Raw genomic sequence first — 18,701 nt, 5'->3', positions numbered from 1 at the left:
AGGAGGAACTACGAATGAGTGAACCTATCCGTTATTCCATAGTTATTCCAATGTACAACGAGGAAGCCGTTATTACGGAAACCTATCGGAGGCTGAAACAAGTCATGGGCTCAATGGGAGAGCCCTACGAGCTAATCTTCGTCAATGATGGAAGTTTGGACCGCAGCGTCCAGCTTATTAAGGAATTCAGTCTCAGAGATGACACGATTGTATTGATTGATTTCTCTCGCAACTTTGGTCATCAGCTAGCAATTACCGCCGGGATGGATTATGCGGTGGGAGAGGCGGTCGTCGTCATTGACGCCGACCTCCAGGACCCACCGGAATTGATTGTTGAGATGGCTAACAAGTGGAAGGAAGGCTATGAAGTCGTCTACGCCAAACGGCTCAAACGCAATGGCGAAACTCGCTTCAAGAAATGGTCTGCCAGCCTCTTCTACCGCGTTCTTAAAGCATCAACGGATATTAATATCCCGGTTGACACCGGGGACTTCCGCCTAATGGATCGCAAGGTCATAGATGAATTGAAACGACTGCCGGAAAATAACCGATTCGTACGCGGCCTGGTCAGTTGGATCGGTTTTAAACAAACCGCTGTTGAATATGAGCGCGATGAGCGGCTCGCAGGCGAAACCAAGTATCCGCTAAAACGCATGATCAAGCTCAGTCTCGACGGGATCACATCCTTTTCGATTAAGCCGCTCAAGCTGGCAGGGTATATCGGCGCACTTCTGTCCATGTCCGGCTTCCTGTATCTGATGTATGTATTGTTTCTTAATCTTTTCACCGATTCCTATGTGATGAAAGGCTGGTCATCCATGATTAGCATCAGCCTGATCTTCGACGGGGTGATTCTGATTATCCTCGGTATTATGGGTGAATATATTGGACGGATTTATGACGAAACCAAAGCGCGTCCACTCTACATTGTCCGTGAGCGTCTGGGTGGACAATACGATAACGGTCCGACGCATGCTATGAAGGTTCCTGAACAGCGCGACTCCCTGTACATGCAAGGAGCCCGTGACAGCCTGATTTCGGGTGGACGCACAGTACGCGGCAACAGCGCGGTATATACTGGACCCAAATCCGGCCATGGAGCCTAACCCATGAAAAGTCGCATAGCCCAGCTGCTTCCTATGATCCGATTTGGCATCGTAGGTCTGGTGAATACGGGTGTAGATTATATCATTTTCATGCTGCTGGCTTGGACCGGAGTGCCGGTCGTGGTGGCGCAGATCATTTCGTACAGCTGCGGCACAGCCAACAGTTATATTTTGAACAGCAAATGGACATTCAGCAAACAACAAGCAAACAACACAAGCAAAGGTCAGTTACTCAGATTTATCGTGATCAACCTCATCGTATTGGGGATAACCTCCTTATTACTCCAAGTGCTTCACACTAAAACCGAGCTGCCGCTTGCTTTAGGCAAGCTGATCGCCACTGCAGCCGGAATGATCATCAATTATATCGGGAGCCGATACTGGGTGTTCGGTTCCCCATCCCGAAAGGAAAGTGAGTCCCTATGAGAAAAATTACAAAAGCCGTTATTCCTGCCGCCGGTTTAGGTACCCGTTTTTTGCCAGCTACGAAAGCTTTACCGAAAGAAATGCTTCCCATCGTAGACAAACCAGCGATTCAATATATCGTAGAAGAAGCCATCAAGTCCGGAATTGAGAGCATCATTATCGTTACGGGGCGTAATAAAAAAGCCATCGAAGACCATTTTGACAAGTCCGTAGAGCTGGAGCAAGTACTGGAGAGCAAGGGTAAATATGATCTCCTGCGTGAAGTACAAAGCATCGGGGGCAAAGCAGTCATTCACTATATCCGTCAAAAAGAGCCGCTCGGCTTGGGGCACGCGGTACGCTGCGCACGTCAGTTCATTGGCGATGAGCCCTTCGCCGTGTTACTGGGCGATGATATTATGAATTCCTCCACTCCGGCGATTCGTCAAATGATGGATGTTTACGAAGCCACTGGCAAGCAAGTGGTCGGCGTGCGTACAGTGGAAGAACAGGATGTAAGTAAATACGGCATTATTGACTCTGTCCGCCAGAATGGTCTTATTCATGAAGTCGGCGGGCTTGTTGAAAAACCCGCTCCAGCAGATGCTCCTTCGCGACAGGCCGTCATTGGTCGCTATGTATTGGAGCCTTCTATTTTCTCCATATTAGAGAACATGTCGACTGGAGCGGGCGGTGAATACCAATTGACAGATGCTCTGCATCAAGTAGCATTGCAGAACCAACTGCTCGCATTGGAGCTGGAGGGCACACGCTATGATATTGGTGATAAAGCCGGCTATCTGGAAGCGGTGCTCCACATGGGCATGCAGCGCGAAGATTTGCGTCCAATGCTTGACTCCATGATGCGTGAGTGGGCGCTTGCTTCAATGATAAAATAGGAGACTTTCCTCCACCGAAATCCGATGATGTTGTGAAAACACAAAAGTAGCTGGTTAAGCACATAAACTTGTACAATGTAAGAGTACAGAACATCGGAATTTGTTCGGTCGCCCGGCCGAAGCTAAGGAGGAAAAGACCCTATGATTCCTGAGGGAAATCTGCAAAGTAATGTGGATCGTTTCAATGGCTTTGCCGACAACTACGATCAGCACCGTCCAGAAGCGCCATCACTCGTGGTGGAAATCATCAGCCGCTATCTGGATCGGAACGTAGAGCTAGTTGCCGATATTGGCTGCGGTACCGGACTTTCAACCTTCATATGGAAAGACAGCGCTCAGCGAATCGTCGGCATCGAGCCTAACCCGGACATGAGAGGAATAGCGCAGCGCAAGCTGGAGAGAGCAGGAACGACAATGGCAGGAGCTATTTCCTTCGAGAGCGGGTTCTCCAACAACCTGCCCTTTGAGGACGGCACTGTGGACGTCATTACCTGCTCTCAATCCTTTCACTGGATGGACCCCGAGAGCACGCTTCAGGAAGCAGGCAGGGTATTGGCTCAAGGCGGTGTGTTTGCGGCCTTTGACTGTGACTGGCCTCCAGTGCTGCAATGGCAGATAGAGCAAGCTTATACAGAGCTTATCACCAAAGCGGATGGCGTTTTGGAACAGGAAGCGCCAGTAGAGCAACGAGCTCATAAATGGAGTAAGGATCAGCATCTAGCTAATCTGCACCGCAGCGGACAATTTCGCTATACTCGGGAGATTGTCTTCCACAATCGTGAGCAATGTGACGCTGCTCGTTATACTGGGCTCGCTCTTAGCCAAGGGGGGATTCAGAGTCTTTTCAAACTTGGCAATCGAACGCTTGACGACGATATAGCTCGCTTCGTGAAGCTAGTAGAGAATCATTTTGAAGGCAGAACACTGGATATCCTGTTCAGCTATCGTATGAGACTTGGCATCAAATAGAACGGAACCAAAATTGTCGTGATCATATTCTCTTCGGCTCAAGCAAAAAAGACTCTCCTTGTCTCGTGAAAGCGAGTACGTAGGTGAGTCTTTTTTCTTTCAATACATTTCTACTACAATTTCCGTACAATCTCTAGTAGTAGTGTAGTTTTGCTGCGTCTCCCTCTTAAGAAGAGTGGACAGCTAGAATGTGCGCCAACCGATCGGGATAGTCTGTGATGATGCCGTTCACTCCGGCCTCCAGCAGACGCTCCATTTCTTCCGGCTCATTCACCGTCCATGGGTGGTAGACGACACCTAATGTCAAAGCCTCAGACACAGCTTCTGGTGTAACCACTTGCTTATAGGCATGAAGTGCTGTAACCCCAAACTGGGTTGCATACTCCGCTGGGCGAACCATAATTTCAATATATAGCGCTCCCGTCTTGATCTCAGGGGCTATCTGCGCACAGAGCGCGAGCGATTCGTGATTGAAGCTGGATAAGATCACCCGCTCTTCCAATCCGAAACGCTTCACAGCGGCAATAACCTCTTCCTCCATCCCTGGATAGAGATGAACGCTATTTTTCAATTCCAGATTAATAATGGTATCCGAGGACTGGGCCAGTTCCAATAACTCATCCAGCATCGGTACCCGCTCGCCTCGGAATTTCTCATCAAACCAACTGCCTGCGTCCAGTTTATTTAATTCTTCCAGCGTGATATCTCTTACATCTAGTGGACAGCCTGTCGTGCGCTCCAGCGACTCATCGTGAATTAGCACCAAATGCCCATCTTGGGTACGCTGCACATCCGTTTCAATACCTGTTGCCCCCAGTTCCAACGCGTGGCGGAAAGCCGCCATCGTATTTTCAGGACATACCCCCGAAGCTCCGCGATGTGCAAAATTAATCACCTTCCGGGTCATAGTCACGATCTAATCCCTCCTGTCATTTCAAACAAGAACATTGTACTCGTTCATTGTTTGGGTTGTATAAAATATTCGCCACAGCTACCTGTTCTTCTACACTGGTTGAACGATCCTCCCGATCCAATCCGAATAAAATGTATTCCCATTCCGTCGATCAAATTCGGCTGCTGCTGACTCTGCCAGAGGTTTAAAATATGCGATGATCTCTTCTAATGTACGTTCCTGTTTGCCCCATTCAAAAGACGCAGGCATCCGAATCAAACGAAGTTTGCTCGAAGTATCCAGCTTTTGCAGCAACCCCACCATCGCTGCGTAAAAATACATTTGCTCCAATCCGCTCTCATAGTCCAGTGCGATGTGCAAATGACGTTCTACCACTCCGATGCCTTCAATCGGATTTGCAACTGTCAAATACTCAATATGCTCTGCGATCGTTTTCAGGAAGTCACGGTCATCACGCACCAGGCGATAGCCTTTGCGATACTGCTCCTTCGCCTGATCAACCTCGCCTTGACGATACAGCGGCAATAGCACCTGCGAGAGCGTCACATGCGGTACTTCTGCACATCTCATCCGTCCCGATAAAATCGGTTTTGCCACGGCAAGCGCCTGCTCGTCTTCTCCGGTCAAGTAATAGAACCTCACCATCTGGCTCTGCTCACAGGCTTCACAATCACTCATACTGTCTGGCTCAATCACGCGGAACATATCCAGATACCGCCGTGCTTCATCCAGTTCCCCCATGTCCATCGCGATGCGGAACTTATAATAGTAATATGGACGCTCATTATACCCGTATTCGGCATAACGTCTGCGCATATCCTCCACCAAATCTTCGATTTGAGTCTTCGATATATTGGAAAAGCTGCACACCTTCCCGAGTATCCATTTGTAGTTCCACAACAGCTCAACGGGGTCGTACTCCTCTGGATTTTGGTCAAATTGACCCAGCTGCCATGAAAAAGCAATCAGTGATTTCAATGGATATCCGTTAAAAATAGCACAGTCTACAATCTCTCCCCGAATTTCATAAGCGAGTTCCTTCAAACCTGAAGTATCCGCCAAGCGAACAGCCTCTTCCAGAATCGCCAGCTTCGCCGCCCCTCCGGGCATATCCTGCGCCTGCTCCATCAATTCATATATCGTCTCTTCCATCTGAATCCTCCTTTATTACGCAATTACGTATTCTGTCCGTTCCCTAATCCCCAATTGATAAAATGCAGCACACTCCGGTTCATCAGCTCCAGCTCACTGCGGTTCATCGGATAGTGACCCATCATAAGTGCATTCACATACATCATTTCTGTGGCAGCCGTAATCATCTGTGTATCAGTAGCTTCAAAAATTCGCGCCACTACCGGGTTGTTGAAATTAAAATACAAGGTCGAGTAGCCCGCGTTCTGCTGGACTCCCGCTTTTAGACTATCTAGCACATTGGAAAAAAGTGAAGTTGTCTCTTCAACTGTGTGTTCCATGGAGCGCAAGGTTAGTGCATCCTGTGAAATGGTGTAAAGCACAGGCAAGCTCGCAGGCTCAAAACGCTTCAACTCAGCACGGCAACGCATTGGCTGCAATGCAGCATCCATCACACGCAGCACACCGTAATACTTTGTGTGCTCTTCCTGCGTCAGTCCGGTAAATGATAAAGATACATCCTCAGGGCTGAGCCGCTCTGTTTGCAGGGTAGCGTCGATCCAGTGCAGCTTATCCAAAATTTCTGCATCATAGATATATCCGCCATTGATCACCAGCATCGATTGCGCTGCCGCCACATGCGTAATCTGGCGATACTCATCCACGGTCGCCGTGTAATGGAGCGGACGTCCGCCCGCCTCTCGGATCAGTTCACTCAGCTCGCGCCGCCCAAATGTACTTTCGAAGGAAAACCAGCGATGCATAATCCGCAGAAACTCATCATCCTCAACCGCGAGCGCCTTCATGGACAGCTCATGCAAACGAATCCAGTGCTGCAAGCGGTCTGGCTCATATTCCGCCATGCGTAGCAGTTCTTCGCGAATACAGGTCCCCAATTCAGAACGAACCGCATCAAGCTGCTCATTTTCATAAAAATATTCACGTGATGCCGTTGGTTGCAATTCATCTGTCCAAATCAGGCTTTTAATGAAAAATGCCCATTCTGGCAATACATTTTCCGCTTTGTCAGACACGAGCATATGCTTCAGGTACACCCGATGCAGCCGCTTGCTGTTCAGATTAACACTGCGAGGCAAAATGAATGCAATCCCGCCTGTTCTACCCGATGCTGTCCGTAGCGGTATAAAATCACTGAAGCGCTCACCCATCAGACGATAGCCTAAATCCAGCACCTCACCGCGGCGGCTCCGTAATTGTTCCGGGTCTTGCATCCAGCTTGTCGATGGAAGATTGACCTGCTTGGTCTCCCCGTCTACAGACAGCAGGACAGGATAGGGAAGCAAGGCTCCATAATAAAATAAAGAATCTTTCACCTGAGCTGGCTCATAATAAAACTCGCTCCCTGGCTTGCAGCGCAAATAAATTTGCGTCCCTGTAGGCAATTGGGTCTCTAATCGACGAATTGTATATGTCCCATCCGGCTTCCCTTTCCATTCCATAGAGACGCCTTCCTTCACCGAACGGGTCAGTACTACAATCTCATCGCTCACCATAAAACAAGACAGTAAACCAATCCCAAAACGCCCGATAAATGAAGTCTCCGAGGTCAGCAAGTCAGCTCCCTTCTTGGAAGACTGCCCGATGATCGACAGAAACCGGTGAATGTCTTCTTCCGACAATCCAATCCCGTTATCCTGAATCATCAATACCTGCTGGTCCCCGGCACCGGATAGCTCCACGATGACTTTGCCTTCATAGTCGTTACTCTCAAAAGCTGTATCTCCAAGAGTATTGTCTTCTTTCAATGGTTTACTTTCAGCAGCAGCCTTCCCCAGCTCCTTGCGAGCTGTGATCGCATCTGTTGCATTTTGCAGTATTTCACGTATAAACACTCGTGGACTGCTATATAAATGATTGGCCAAAATATCAATCATGCCGCCCAAATTCACTTGAAAACGATATTCGTCCGTTTGACTCATAGAGATCATTCCTTTCTCGAAATGCTACAGCCATCTTTTTTAAAATAGCTATCTTTTAAAGTATAACGTGGATTCAAGTCGGATTACACACCCTCGTTTCAGATATCAATTCATTGACAACGGTATAACAGGGTCTTTTTTCACCCGGGAATGTCGGACCTGGGTCTAATTAACTTCACAAAAATGAATGAAGCACGAACACTTAGTGAATAAGGATCATCTTTGCCTAGTTAAATTTAGGAATAAACATAATATTTATTAAAATTATCCCTTCCTTTCGGGCACTAGATCGATGGAGGGACAAATGACTCATTTTATACAAAAAGCCCGCATTCCTGCTCTTGTAGTAGCCTTACAAGAGAGAATGCGGGCTGATTAGGCATAGCCTAGTGCGTTCCTTTTAGAAAGAGAATTAATGAGAATTAATGAGAATTAATGAGAATTAATGAGAATTAGCAAGACGGATCACGTTCCACGAGGCTTTACCCAAATGGGCTTTTACAATTCCGTCTTCAAGCTTGGCATTGCCACCGTTATGAGGTGTAACCTTTTCACCAGCTGGGCTGTTGGTCGCTTTGAGATCATCATGCTCCAGTACAGTATGCTCGACAATGCGGTAACCCTCAAAACTGCGTACATCTACCGTCAGCTCCAGCGATTCAGACAAGTGACGGTTCACTGCAAAGACCGTCAGCGCGTCTCCCTCTTCATCATAAACTACAGCGCTATCCAGATAAGGAATATCTGTAAAGTCTTTGGAGTCGTATTTTTCGGAGTTCACTACAGGCATCAGCGATATCCCACGACCATAACGGGAGGCATGCAGATACGGATAGAAGATCGTTTGCTTCCACGCTTTTCCGTTATTTTCGGTCATGATTGGTGCAATAACGTTGACCAGTTGAGCCATACAAGCCATTTTTACACGGTCTGCGTGACGCAGGAACGTAATCAACATGCTGCCGACCAACAATGCATCTTCAAAGTTGTAAATATCCTCAAGCTGCGGTGGTGCCACAGACCATGGATCAATTTTTTTGTCCGCATCATTGGAGTGGTACCACACATTCCATTCGTCAAAGCTGAGCATCATTTTTTTCTTGCTGCGTTTCTTCGCTTTGATATAATCACAAGTCGAAATGACTGTACTAATAAAATGATCCATGTCCATAGAACGTGCCAGATAATTAGCCGTATCATTGTCATGGTTGCCGTAGTATTGGTGCAGGGAAATATAGTCAGCTACCTCATACGTATGATCCAGTGTGGTTGCCTCCCATTCCGGGAACGTCGGCATCGTGGAGCTGGAACTCCCACAGGATACAAGTTCAATGTCAGGGTCAATCAGCCTCATGGCTTTTGCAGATTCTACAGCCAGACGACCATATTCCTCTGCTGTCTTGTGACCAATCTGCCATGGACCGTCCATTTCATTGCCAAGGCACCAGGTTTTAATCTTATGTGGCTGCTCTACACCGTGACTACGACGTAAATCACTCCAATAGGAGCCTCCTGGATGGTTGCAATATTCCACCAAATTACGCGCCGCATCAATACCACGCGTACCCAGATTTACCGCCATCATTACTTCGGAGCCAACATCCTGGGCCCATTTAAAAAATTCATTCGTCCCTACTTCATTCGGTTCGACCGTTCTCCACGCCAGCTCTAACTGTCTAGGTCTGGATGCGACAGGGCCAACGCCGTCCTCCCAATTGTAACCGGATACAAAATTACCGCCCGGATAGCGTATAATAGGAACATCTAGTTCTTTTACCAGTTCTTTAACATCATTACGGAAACCGCTTTCATCACTAGTTGAATGAGTAGGCTCATAAATACCACCATATACAGCACGCCCGAGGTGCTCTACAAAAGAACCATAAATGCGTTTATCGACTTCAGCAATACGAAAAGACTTGTCTACGATCATCTTTGCTTTTACAGCTGCTGCCACCTAAACCATCCTCTCTGAATACGAAAATAAAATTTGTTGTACCTAAAACTAACAAGCCATTTTATTAACGCTTTCAATATAACACACCATAATTAACATAGTCAATATTATTATTAAATACTTAATATAAATATTAAGTATTTAATAATAAAAGATAAGCATTTGGTTACGTATTTCTACCAAACTGCGATATTAATCTTCACACCTGCAATCTTAGCTTCGTCTTTAGCCGAATTCACATAAGCATTGAGTTCTTGTTCAGTCCACACCCTACCAACCTCTATACTTAATTCTTTCTCATCCTTTGGTTCATCTCCATCTATTATCGTCGGTTCCTTATTCACTGCTTTACTAATGCACTCTTTGATATTCGAGGCAATCGCCATAATTTCCTCATTAAGACCTTCTGCCTTCTCACGCAAAGCAGTTGATCTTGAAGGGTTTGTTCTCCCAACCCTTTGCTTCGCTTTCTAATGTAATTTGTTCCATTTTAGTGATTTTGGGATTCTTCAGCTGGTTGTTTGCTGATACAATATTATGCATCGTATAAGTAATGAGACTTTGCTTATGCTCCTCTGCAGTCTGGTGCGTATATTGTTCCTTCTTATCTTCCTGAGCTTCTTTTTTACTTTCCTCATCCATTCCAAATGCTGCGGCTTGTCTATACTCTTCCTTTCAGCCTGAGGGGGAAGGGAATGCCGTAGTTCAAGTTGGTTGTTATCTGAGGTGTGGAACGGCGATTGGTGAGATGATGTAAAAGATACATTCATCTTAAAACCACCATTTCTCTTCTAAATAATAATACTAGAGGTATATCGGATTTTTTGTATGTTTTTGTATATTTTATCATCGTTATTCATAAATTCTTCATTCCTTTTTGACTGTTAAGCAGTCCTTTATCGTCTATCAATTTGTTATATGTAAGCAGCCTCTCCCAATATAACACTGTATATGTCCTTCCTCGCTGACAAATATAATATTTCAGTTACGGCGACAACGACCCGGAACTACAGACTAAAAAGAAAAATTCCTACATTATCCCATCAATATTGTCTAACTCATATAGGAAATGTCCAATGTGAAGCCCAAAAGCGGGGCCTCTCAATGGGAAGCTCCGCTTTTTTATTATAGTCTACTTCTCATAAGGTAAAAAACAATTCTGTTCGCAGTCCCACTAATTACCGGAATCTCATTACACAGTTAGCGTACATCATTAATAACTAGCGCTTTCTGGAATGTATTAATTTCGTCAGAAAATAAATTATAGTAAAATCCTCTACTTTCAATTAGTTCTTGGTGGGTTCCTTCTTCTACAATCTGACCCTTTTCCATAACTAAAATTTTATCTGCATATAAAACAGAGGTATAACGATGAGAAATGTAGAGGCAAAGCCTGTCAATAACAAAATTTCGAAATTGGCGAAATAGTTGTTTTTCTGATTCTGGATCAAGAAATGAACTTGGCTCATCTAACACATAAACGTCAGCATCTTTGAAGAGCGCTCTCGATATAGCTATCTTTTGCCACTGCCCTCCTGAAAGCTGTATACCCCCTTCGAAGTTTCTTCCTAGCTGTTGTTCTAATTGATTAGGCAAATCTCGTATTACCGAATCTACTCCTGTATGTTGTGCCGATTCCCATATCCTAGTATCAAGTTCAAGATCTCCTATACTGCCAAAACCTATGTTTTCTCTTACTGAAAAATCAAATTGGACAAAATCTTGAAATATAACACCTACTTTCTTGTAAAGCATTTCTTTATTGTAATTTCGAATCGAGATAGAATTGATTAAAATATCTCCTTCAAAGTCTTCATATAACCCCGTTAAAAGTTTTATCACTGTTGTTTTCCCTGATCCATTCCTGCCCACTAGAGCAAGAGGTTCACCACGCTTCATTTTAAAACTTATATCTTTGAGAGCTAATTCTTTTTGATCTGGGTAGGCAAATGAAACATTTTTAAATTCTATGCATTCTATTGTTGAATCAACACATATACCTGATTCTCTTAGTAACATACTAGAATTCTCTTGTTTTTCTTTTATGTTAAAAAAAGCGAATAATTCATCCAGATACAGATTATGATCACACAATGAAATCAATCCTTGAGATACCGTGTTAATATTTTGATTAGTTAATAATACTGCTTGAACTAATGCATAAACACTGCCAACAAGTAATTTTTCTTTCCATGCTATTTGTATAATCATGATCAAAGCTATGGCTATAACTAATGTACTTATCACTTGAAATGATAAGTATAAAGTGATACGTTTTTTGGCTAAATGCTTATCCTCTTTATAGAAAACATCAAAAATGCTCTTATATCTTGCCGTTAAATAGTCACTAAGTTGATACAATACGATTTCTTTAAAAGACTTGTCATTAGTGAGCAAATAATTAATATACCTAGATTTGCGTTGTAAAGGAGCACGTTTCTTTTTAGCTATATACTGAATTTGTGTGAACCTCAGTAAAGAATAAAAGGATGCTAGGGGAGAAAGAATGAGAATAAGTAAAATCCACCATCTGAACGCTAGTAAAATGGCAATACTAGAGCATAGTGTAACCATGGAACTTAACAAATTAATGAGTTCTTTATAGATCTGGATAGGTCTATCTATCGAGTCGTTCTGAACTCTTTTGAGCTAATTATGTACTTGCGGGTTTTCAAAATCCGAAAGATTAAATGTTGATGTTTGTTGTACTATCAATGTTTGTAATTGGTTTATCAGAGTAATTTGGAACAGTTTATCAGAGTATTCAATTAAACTTGAAATGAGCAGACCACAAAACATCACAAGAACTAAAGGGTACACTGTGCTTATTTGAAGCATATGCGATAATGGTCTTGTTTCTATTTCAGAAACCAAAAACTGTATGGAAAGGAGATTGGCAATCGGGAGTATTCCTTTTAAAAGATAACCAATGATGATGATAATAAAATAGATAGGTTTTGTATTCCATAACAACCTAGTTAATTTCGGCCAATATTGGAATGAATGAAATATAGCTCTTATATTCAAATGGTCTATCTCACGTTCCATTCATTCCATCCCTTTCTTTTATATCCACTATTATTGGTTCTTCACGAATTCTCGTTATTTTAGCTCTCAATCTCCCTGAATTGTATAGACATTTCCGGGATTTTTTCTGCGAACTTCCACAATGATATTACTTTTGACGCGCCTAAATGCGTCCACTTGCTCATTGGAGAAGTGAGTTGATTGCGGCAAAATGTAATCAATCCACTTACTCGCCCAATCCATTCCGAAATTAAACTCTAAAAGCTTATTTGAATAAATATTGATTTGAAGTTTATTATAATTTTGAACTATTATTTTCGGCTCGAACGATGACATGGAGTGTATTCGGGTGATTTCCAAGGTATAGCGAACCGGGTGTGTCCCATTTTTCTTAGCCACTTGATACAGCGTTTCGAAAAGGGTGGCAAATTGCCTCGCCTGATACAAACTAATTCCCTTATACTCTACTTGTGTTTGCCCCACAGTTATTTTTTGAAACGACGATGTCTGTACATTCTCATTAAATAGCCTCTCATATCCCCATACGCCCATCAATATACTACAAGCAAGGACTGTACTAATCCAAGGGATTATAGACTTTTTGCCGCCTCCACGCCGACTGGATAACATTGTGCCTAATCCGTAAAATAATAAACTACAGCCTAAGAGTCCAAAAAGATTTCGCCAGTTGACCATATAGGGGTTGAATATATTCACTATAGGAGATATGTAACGTAACTTTTCATTAAAAGACCAGGAAACTAAACCTATAGGAAGGTAAAAAGCAATGAGAAAAGTAAAGGCTAACCCATAATGCTTTACTACCTGCCCCAGGAAGAGACCCAACATCGATGAAAAAACACTAGAAAAAAATACAATGGTAACCAAATTCCATAGTGAAACATCAGCGAATGATTTCCATAAAAGTCCTACCATCATGAGCAAGAGAGGAAACGAAAGAATTAAAGAAACATAAAGCTGGTAAGCGATTAGACGGTAATTAGGAAAGACAGAAATATATATATACGGTTCTGTATGATTACGATTGTGTATACTCGCAATCTGTAAAGAAAAAAAAGCTACAAATAACAAGTTAACACTATAAGTTATTGCAATACCTTCATTCATTATTAAATTGAATAAAAGAACCACACTAAAGGAAACGAGCAAGGTTACTGCTTGTTCTCTTCGAAATAAAAGCTGTAGCCAGAAACGAACTATAATTCCATTCATCCTTGTACCCTCGCCATCCATAGATGATTACTGACTTTCATCAATACCCATATAAGCAAAAATAGGAATACTCGCCCAAAAGAAAACGACTGTGTGAAGAAATTGGAAATAATCCAATCCGGATTAAACCAGATTGAAATGTAAGGAAAGTTGATAGTAATACTGATTAGAAGGTAAACGAGCATCACAATGTTCACATACAGTTGTTTACGTAAGACCAAGTTCAATATGACGGTAATTTGAACAGAATACCTCATAGTTGCTACACCTGCTGCTGTTAGCTGAAGCAGTATCAAGAATGGAGCCTTACTATGAGTCGTCCATTGAACTACACCAATCATAGCTAAAGCGACAAATTGAAATAAGCAAACCACTCCCCATAATACACAGCTCTTACAATAAAAATATTGGGCTCCTTTAAGTAATTTAGGCATAATAACAGAAGAGATCATTTTTTGCTTCTCACTATCATAAAGAACAGAATACATTAACGGCATTAGTAATATGGTAAAGAACATTTGTCCATGATGCAAAAATATCCATAACTCGTTATTCTTATTCCCTGCTCCTAGATATAAAAATAAAGGAATTAAAAAACAAGAGAACGTTAGTGCTATAAAAAACACTACACTTTTTTTCATAAGCAAAACTTCAAATTGAACTAGGGCTCTGGTTACTTGTCCCATTCTGCTAACTCTCCTCCGAATCAGAAATGTACAGATACGCATCCTCAAGATTAGCCGTTTCAGGTGTGACTTCTGTACAACAATCTGGAGGGTAGTTACACAATAATCGAGCCTGAATTCTTCCTTCCTTTCGCACAATGGAAGTGATTCGAGCTTGTTGGTTTAATTGTTCCAATTGACGCTTGCCAACATCAACCAACCATACTTTACCCTCAACAGTTCGAATCATATCGTCTATAGCCCCTTGGTACAGACAACGACCTTCTTTTAAAACGAGTAGTTTGTCACATGTGCTTGAAACGTCAGGGACAATATGAGTAGATAACAATATAATCCGGTCTTCTCCATAATTCTGAAGCAAGTTTCGAAAAGCAATTCGTTCTTTGGGGTCCAGTCCAACCGTAGGCTCATCTACAATTAACAACTTAGGCTGTCCTAACATAGCTTGAGCAATTCCTAAGCGCTGCTTCATTCCCCCAGACAAATGTTTTATTTTTTTATGAACTTGATCGATAAGTCCTACCTCAATTAATCGCTGTGATGTCTCCTCTTGAATATGATGTTTACCTTGAATACCTTTTAAAGCTGCAAAATAGTTCATGGATTCCAAAATAGTCACATTTGGAAAGAAATCAAAATGCTGCGGCAAGTAACCCAGTAAAGAACGAATAGCATCAGGTTCTTTTTTCAAAGAATGTCCGAATATTTCAACTTCCCCTCGGTCGAATCTAAGTAAAGTGGCAAGAATTTTCATTAAGGTGGTCTTACCCGCCCCATTGTCTCCGAGCAGCCCGAATATACCATTATCAATGTGAAAATGAAGCTCGTTAAGTACTTGGTGAGAACCATATGACTTACTTAAAGCTTGAATATCAATTGTCAAATGAGGCATCCTCCAATAGTTGCTCTCGCTGCTGCTTAGCTGAGAACAGGTTTGTCTTGTCTTCTTTAGTTAATCGTAAATACAACTTCATACAATCCATTATTGCACTACGAGTAAAGTTACAGTATTTATCCACTGGCTCATTAATCGAACCGCTAAGCACCATATTTTCTTGAGGACAACCTCCACCACATAGATTCTTAGCCCAACATTCTCCGCATACAGTTCTCTTCTCTAAACGCATCTCACTAAGCATACCACTCTTCTTTCTTACATCCATCCCTTCCCTCACATTCCCTAAAGAATAATCCTTTACATTAACAAATCGTTGACAAGGATAAAGATTACCGTGCACATCAACGGCAAGCATATGCGAGACTGCTCCACAAAAATAATCTCGCTTAGAAGAAGAATGAATCATCTGCAAATATTTTAGAATGTTCGATATTTGACGTGCTTCCCCATATTTTTTGGCCTGAAGCAAAGATTCAAAATGAACAACCAATTTGGTGAATTCTTGTGCATACTTCTCAAAGTCTTCCTCACTAAGCATCTCAACTGCAGGATACATCGCAACATGGCGGATACCAATCCCCATTAAATGTGTAAGTGTATGTGTTATATCCAATTGTACTGATGAAATTGTAGCTCTTGCTGTTATGGCACCTTTTTTTCTTAAACTTTCTGTTCTATTTAAAATGATTTCATAGGTACCTTTTCTGTTCTGATAATATCGATTGAAATCGTGCGTCATTTGATCACCGTCTAGACTTATCTGAATAGAAACATGATGATCTAATAAAAAGTTTTCAATTTCTTTGGAAATCAAGGTACCGTTCGTTGTCATACTATATGTAACACGTTTATTTGATTTTTCTAGTTTTAGCTTAGTGTAGGCTACAACTTCTTTAATAACTTCAATGTTCAGAAGTGGCTCCCCTCCAAAAAAGCAAATATTCAGTTCTTCTTCTTCGCCAGAATGATTAAACAGATAATCAACTGCTTTTAATGCGGTCTCTGTGTCCATCCTCCCTCGATCATTATACTCTCCGTCTCCTCCATAACAGTAAGAGCATCTTAGATTACACTCTTGAACCAGCATAAGGACTATAGATGATAGACTTACTTGCTCATCATTGCAACTTTTAGATTCCTTTTGAATAGGCAAATCTTTATTATATATAACCGATGCTTCCTTCAGACTGGCTAATAACCTATCTATCTCTTCTCTACTAGAACGATATTTAAGTAATTCATATATTTCTTCAATGCTTCACGTGTATCACAAAGAACACACGTCATAGGGGAAACACTTCCTTCAGCTGCTTGGTTAATAGGATCGAACAATTTGAATCACCCCATTTTTTTGTATTTTTTTATTTAATTTCCAAGATAATCATTTTCCTATTGCACTTCAATACTTTTTTTAAAATAATTATATAAAATTTGTTAACATATTACTTTTGAAATATATTCAATTAAATATAATAAAAGTATAATTTTCTTTGCCAAAAAAACTATTCGTTGTTTATGTAATGCATGTCTTAAAGATTCTAGAGGTCGGAACTTTTATTCACCTTCGTAACACGCAATCTTTGAATTCTAAATCTTCGTTCTCCCGTTTTCATATATAAACAAAACCTGATGCAGCCTCTTAGGAATGAATGTGACTAGCCAGGTTTTCTAATTTTTCTATAAAACAAGATCACAAAAAACGGAGGGCTTCTTTTTCTAAGAAGTCCTCCGTTTTTGTGTTTTTATCAATTTACATACCTATTATACCCCTACTTAATTCCCGAAATTGTATAATTCTCGATAATATACTTTTGGAAAATAATGAAGATAATCATAATCGGAACGACCATAAAGGTCGAGCCCGCCATTTGCAGGGCAAATTGACTTTCGTTCTGTCCCTTGAGCAGTGATAAACCTACGGACAAGGTGTACAGCTTCTCATCGTTCGCAATAATGAGCGGCCATAAGAAGCTGTTCCATCCACCGATGAAGGTCAGGATCGCCTGTACCGCAATAATCGGCGTCGAAATGGGCAGCACGATTTGTAAAAAAGTGCGGAACTCCCCTGCTCCATCAAGTCGTGTCGCCTCCAGCAGTTCTTCCGGGATATCGGACATGAACTGCCGGAAGAGGAAGATCGCGAACGCGCCCACCAATCCAGGAAGCACAATCCCCAGCATGGAATTGGTCAACCCCATCTGGTTTAGAATCAAATAGACGGGAATCATCGTCACTTGACCTGGAATCATCATGGTTGCCAGCACCAGATAGAACAGGAAACCTTTGCCCTTAAACTGAAATTTGGCAAAACCATAACCCGCCATAGCGTTAAGGAATAATCCGAAGAAGGAAGCTAGGACAATGATCAGCGTATTCGTCAGGTAGGTTCCAAACGCCATGCTATCGAATAGGATTTTAAAATTATCCAGTGTAAAATGCTCCGGCCAGATGGTTGGAGGAATTTTGGTTACCTCGCCCTCTGTCTTAAAGGAGGATAAAATCATCCACGCAAAAGGCAGCACCATCAACAGACCTCCCACAGTCAGGAGAATCGCCACGAACCATTGAAATGTTTTTTCACCACTGCGCGTATTGGCGCGGGCTTGCTGAACAGCTGTTTTCACGCTCATCACCTCTCTCTATCAGGACTCCGCTTTATTTTGCAAACGGAACTGAATCAGCGTTACCGCGATGATCGCGAAGAACAGAATGAACGATCCCGCCGCGGCATACCCGAATTTACTAAATTGGAAGCCGTTATTGTAAATGAACAAGGATGCCGTCAGCGTACCGTCCAGCGGTTTCCCTTTGGTCATGACAAAAGGTTCCTCGAAAAATTGCAGCCAGCCGATCATCGTCGTGATGGACACGAAGAAAATAGCGTAACGAAGCTGCGGCAGCGTAATATAACGAATTTGCTGCCATGTATTGGCCCCGTCAAGCTGGGCCGCTTCATAATAAGAGCCTGGAATGCCTTTAATAGCCGCAATAAAAATAATCATGTTTAAACCGATGCCCCGCCAAACCGCTAACACAATCAGCGAAATTTTCGCTACTGTTGGATCGGTCAGCCATGGGACGGGACCTAAATTCACCAGACCAAGCACGTAGTTGAATAACCCAAGCGTCGGATTATACAGATAGCTCCAAACCACTGCGACCGCAACCACATTCGTTACGGACGGCAGATAGAACACGACGCGGAATACTTTGAAAGCACGTGATTTACCCATGTTAATCAGAATCGCGATGCTGAGCGAAAATATCAGCACCAGCGGAACGCCAATGATAACAAAGAACAACGTATTCCCAATGGACTTCAAAAAGGAAGGGTCCAAAAGCACGTTCGTGTAATTTTCCAATCCTATAAAGCGAATACTTTCATAATTAACGAGTCCGGACAGATCCATATCCGTGAAGCTGATCACGAGCGCCAGTAGTATCGGCAATAACGAAAACAGCGTTAACAGGATGATGGAGGGACCGATAAACAAGTATGGCGCAAGCTTCTGCGAGCTTCCTTTCATGCCTTCACTC

17 protein-coding genes are annotated in these 18,701 nt (G+C 42.6%); 4 read left to right on the top strand and 13 right to left on the bottom strand.

The window, feature by feature from the left end; all coding sequences use genetic code 11:
• The first annotated feature begins 14 nt into the window (after positions 1 to 14).
• From ACUC6J_RS01760 to ACUC6J_RS01745, 4 genes are all read left to right on the top strand, one after another.
• On the top strand, positions 15 to 1,106 hold the full coding sequence (locus ACUC6J_RS01760; RefSeq protein WP_447249657.1) for a glycosyltransferase family 2 protein: 1,092 nt from the start codon (positions 15 to 17) through the stop codon (positions 1,104 to 1,106).
• A gap of 3 nt (positions 1,107 to 1,109) precedes the next feature.
• Positions 1,110 to 1,532: a GtrA family protein gene (locus ACUC6J_RS01755; protein WP_257126577.1), complete on the top strand. Its 423-nt coding sequence runs from the start codon at positions 1,110 to 1,112 to the stop codon at positions 1,530 to 1,532.
• Positions 1,529 to 2,410, top strand: a complete 882-nt coding sequence (galU, locus tag ACUC6J_RS01750) for a UTP--glucose-1-phosphate uridylyltransferase GalU (protein WP_447249656.1) — start codon at positions 1,529 to 1,531, stop codon at positions 2,408 to 2,410. Before ACUC6J_RS01755 ends, galU begins: the two co-directional genes overlap by 4 nt.
• A 141-nt stretch (positions 2,411 to 2,551) precedes the next feature.
• Positions 2,552 to 3,379, top strand: a complete 828-nt coding sequence (locus ACUC6J_RS01745; RefSeq protein WP_447249655.1) for a class I SAM-dependent methyltransferase — start codon at positions 2,552 to 2,554, stop codon at positions 3,377 to 3,379.
• Between the two features lie 166 nt (positions 3,380 to 3,545).
• Here the strand turns inward: ACUC6J_RS01745 and ACUC6J_RS01740 are convergent, their stop codons facing one another.
• The 13 genes from ACUC6J_RS01740 to ACUC6J_RS01680 all read right to left on the bottom strand — a co-directional run bounded on the left by ACUC6J_RS01740 (position 3,546) and on the right by ACUC6J_RS01680 (position 18,691).
• Positions 3,546 to 4,292, bottom strand: coding sequence for a glycerophosphodiester phosphodiesterase (locus tag ACUC6J_RS01740; RefSeq protein WP_447249654.1), 747 nt, complete (start codon positions 4,290 to 4,292; stop codon positions 3,546 to 3,548).
• A gap of 90 nt (positions 4,293 to 4,382) precedes the next feature.
• Positions 4,383 to 5,444: a hypothetical protein gene (locus ACUC6J_RS01735; RefSeq protein ID WP_017425697.1), complete on the bottom strand. Its 1,062-nt coding sequence runs from the start codon at positions 5,442 to 5,444 to the stop codon at positions 4,383 to 4,385.
• Between the two features lie 23 nt (positions 5,445 to 5,467).
• On the bottom strand, positions 5,468 to 7,363 hold the full coding sequence (locus ACUC6J_RS01730) for an HSP90 family protein (protein WP_016820229.1): 1,896 nt from the start codon (positions 7,361 to 7,363) through the stop codon (positions 5,468 to 5,470).
• Between the two features lie 442 nt (positions 7,364 to 7,805).
• Entirely contained in the window at positions 7,806 to 9,320 is a 1,515-nt protein-coding gene (gene arfA / locus ACUC6J_RS01725; protein ID WP_447249653.1) for an arabinosylfuranosidase ArfA, read from the bottom strand.
• A 176-nt stretch (positions 9,321 to 9,496) separates the two neighbouring features.
• Positions 9,497 to 9,742, bottom strand: coding sequence for a hypothetical protein (locus ACUC6J_RS01720; RefSeq protein WP_447249652.1), 246 nt, complete (start codon positions 9,740 to 9,742; stop codon positions 9,497 to 9,499).
• Positions 9,735 to 9,962 (bottom strand): hypothetical protein, encoded by a 228-nt coding sequence (locus ACUC6J_RS01715; protein WP_447249651.1) that lies wholly within the window; start codon positions 9,960 to 9,962, stop codon positions 9,735 to 9,737. The genes ACUC6J_RS01720 and ACUC6J_RS01715 overlap by 8 nt, the downstream gene beginning before the upstream one ends.
• 558 nt (positions 9,963 to 10,520) lie before the next feature.
• A complete protein-coding gene (locus tag ACUC6J_RS01710) occupies positions 10,521 to 11,717 on the bottom strand; it encodes an ABC transporter ATP-binding protein (protein WP_447249650.1) in 1,197 nt (398 codons plus the stop codon).
• Positions 11,718 to 12,434: 717 nt separating this feature from the next.
• Positions 12,435 to 13,580 carry a hypothetical protein gene (locus ACUC6J_RS01705; protein ID WP_447249649.1) on the bottom strand — a complete coding sequence of 382 codons (1,146 nt, stop codon included), beginning with the start codon at positions 13,578 to 13,580 and terminating at the stop codon, positions 12,435 to 12,437.
• Positions 13,577 to 14,266: an ABC transporter permease gene (locus ACUC6J_RS01700; protein WP_447249648.1), complete on the bottom strand. Its 690-nt coding sequence runs from the start codon at positions 14,264 to 14,266 to the stop codon at positions 13,577 to 13,579. The genes ACUC6J_RS01705 and ACUC6J_RS01700 overlap by 4 nt, the downstream gene beginning before the upstream one ends.
• A gap of 4 nt (positions 14,267 to 14,270) precedes the next feature.
• On the bottom strand, positions 14,271 to 15,158 hold the full coding sequence (locus ACUC6J_RS01695) for an ABC transporter ATP-binding protein (protein ID WP_447249647.1): 888 nt from the start codon (positions 15,156 to 15,158) through the stop codon (positions 14,271 to 14,273).
• Positions 15,139 to 16,317: a PapB family radical SAM/SPASM ranthipeptide maturase gene (gene papB / locus ACUC6J_RS01690; RefSeq protein ID WP_410442902.1), complete on the bottom strand. Its 1,179-nt coding sequence runs from the start codon at positions 16,315 to 16,317 to the stop codon at positions 15,139 to 15,141. Before papB ends, ACUC6J_RS01695 begins: the two co-directional genes overlap by 20 nt.
• 616 nt (positions 16,318 to 16,933) lie before the next feature.
• Positions 16,934 to 17,788 carry a carbohydrate ABC transporter permease gene (locus tag ACUC6J_RS01685; RefSeq protein ID WP_013368987.1) on the bottom strand — a complete coding sequence of 285 codons (855 nt, stop codon included), beginning with the start codon at positions 17,786 to 17,788 and terminating at the stop codon, positions 16,934 to 16,936.
• A gap of 18 nt (positions 17,789 to 17,806) precedes the next feature.
• Positions 17,807 to 18,691, bottom strand: coding sequence for a carbohydrate ABC transporter permease (locus ACUC6J_RS01680; RefSeq protein ID WP_016820227.1), 885 nt, complete (start codon positions 18,689 to 18,691; stop codon positions 17,807 to 17,809).
• Between the last annotated feature and the right edge of the window lie 10 nt (positions 18,692 to 18,701).

The organism is Paenibacillus sp. JJ1683 (genome assembly GCF_053006485.1).
This window is presented reverse-complemented; position numbering and strand designations above follow the sequence as displayed.

Bases quoted from the DNA above. Each gene is read 5' to 3' on its own strand.
- ACUC6J_RS01760 (WP_447249657.1), top strand. From the start codon at position 15: ATGAGTGAACCTATCCGTTATTCCATAGTTATTCCAATGTACAACGAG.
- ACUC6J_RS01755 (WP_257126577.1), top strand. From the start codon at position 1,110: ATGAAAAGTCGCATAGCCCAGCTGCTTCCTATGATCCGATTTGGCATC.
- galU (WP_447249656.1), top strand. From the start codon at position 1,529: ATGAGAAAAATTACAAAAGCCGTTATTCCTGCCGCCGGTTTAGGTACC.
- ACUC6J_RS01745 (WP_447249655.1), top strand. From the start codon at position 2,552: ATGATTCCTGAGGGAAATCTGCAAAGTAATGTGGATCGTTTCAATGGC.
- ACUC6J_RS01735 (WP_017425697.1), bottom strand. From the start codon at position 5,444: ATGGAAGAGACGATATATGAATTGATGGAGCAGGCGCAGGATATGCCC.
- ACUC6J_RS01730 (WP_016820229.1), bottom strand. From the start codon at position 7,363: ATGAGTCAAACGGACGAATATCGTTTTCAAGTGAATTTGGGCGGCATG.
- ACUC6J_RS01715 (WP_447249651.1), bottom strand. From the start codon at position 9,962: ATGGATGAGGAAAGTAAAAAAGAAGCTCAGGAAGATAAGAAGGAACAA.
- ACUC6J_RS01705 (WP_447249649.1), bottom strand. From the start codon at position 13,580: ATGAATGGAATTATAGTTCGTTTCTGGCTACAGCTTTTATTTCGAAGA.
- ACUC6J_RS01700 (WP_447249648.1), bottom strand. From the start codon at position 14,266: ATGGGACAAGTAACCAGAGCCCTAGTTCAATTTGAAGTTTTGCTTATG.
- ACUC6J_RS01695 (WP_447249647.1), bottom strand. From the start codon at position 15,158: ATGCCTCATTTGACAATTGATATTCAAGCTTTAAGTAAGTCATATGGT.
- ACUC6J_RS01680 (WP_016820227.1), bottom strand. From the start codon at position 18,691: ATGAAAGGAAGCTCGCAGAAGCTTGCGCCATACTTGTTTATCGGTCCC.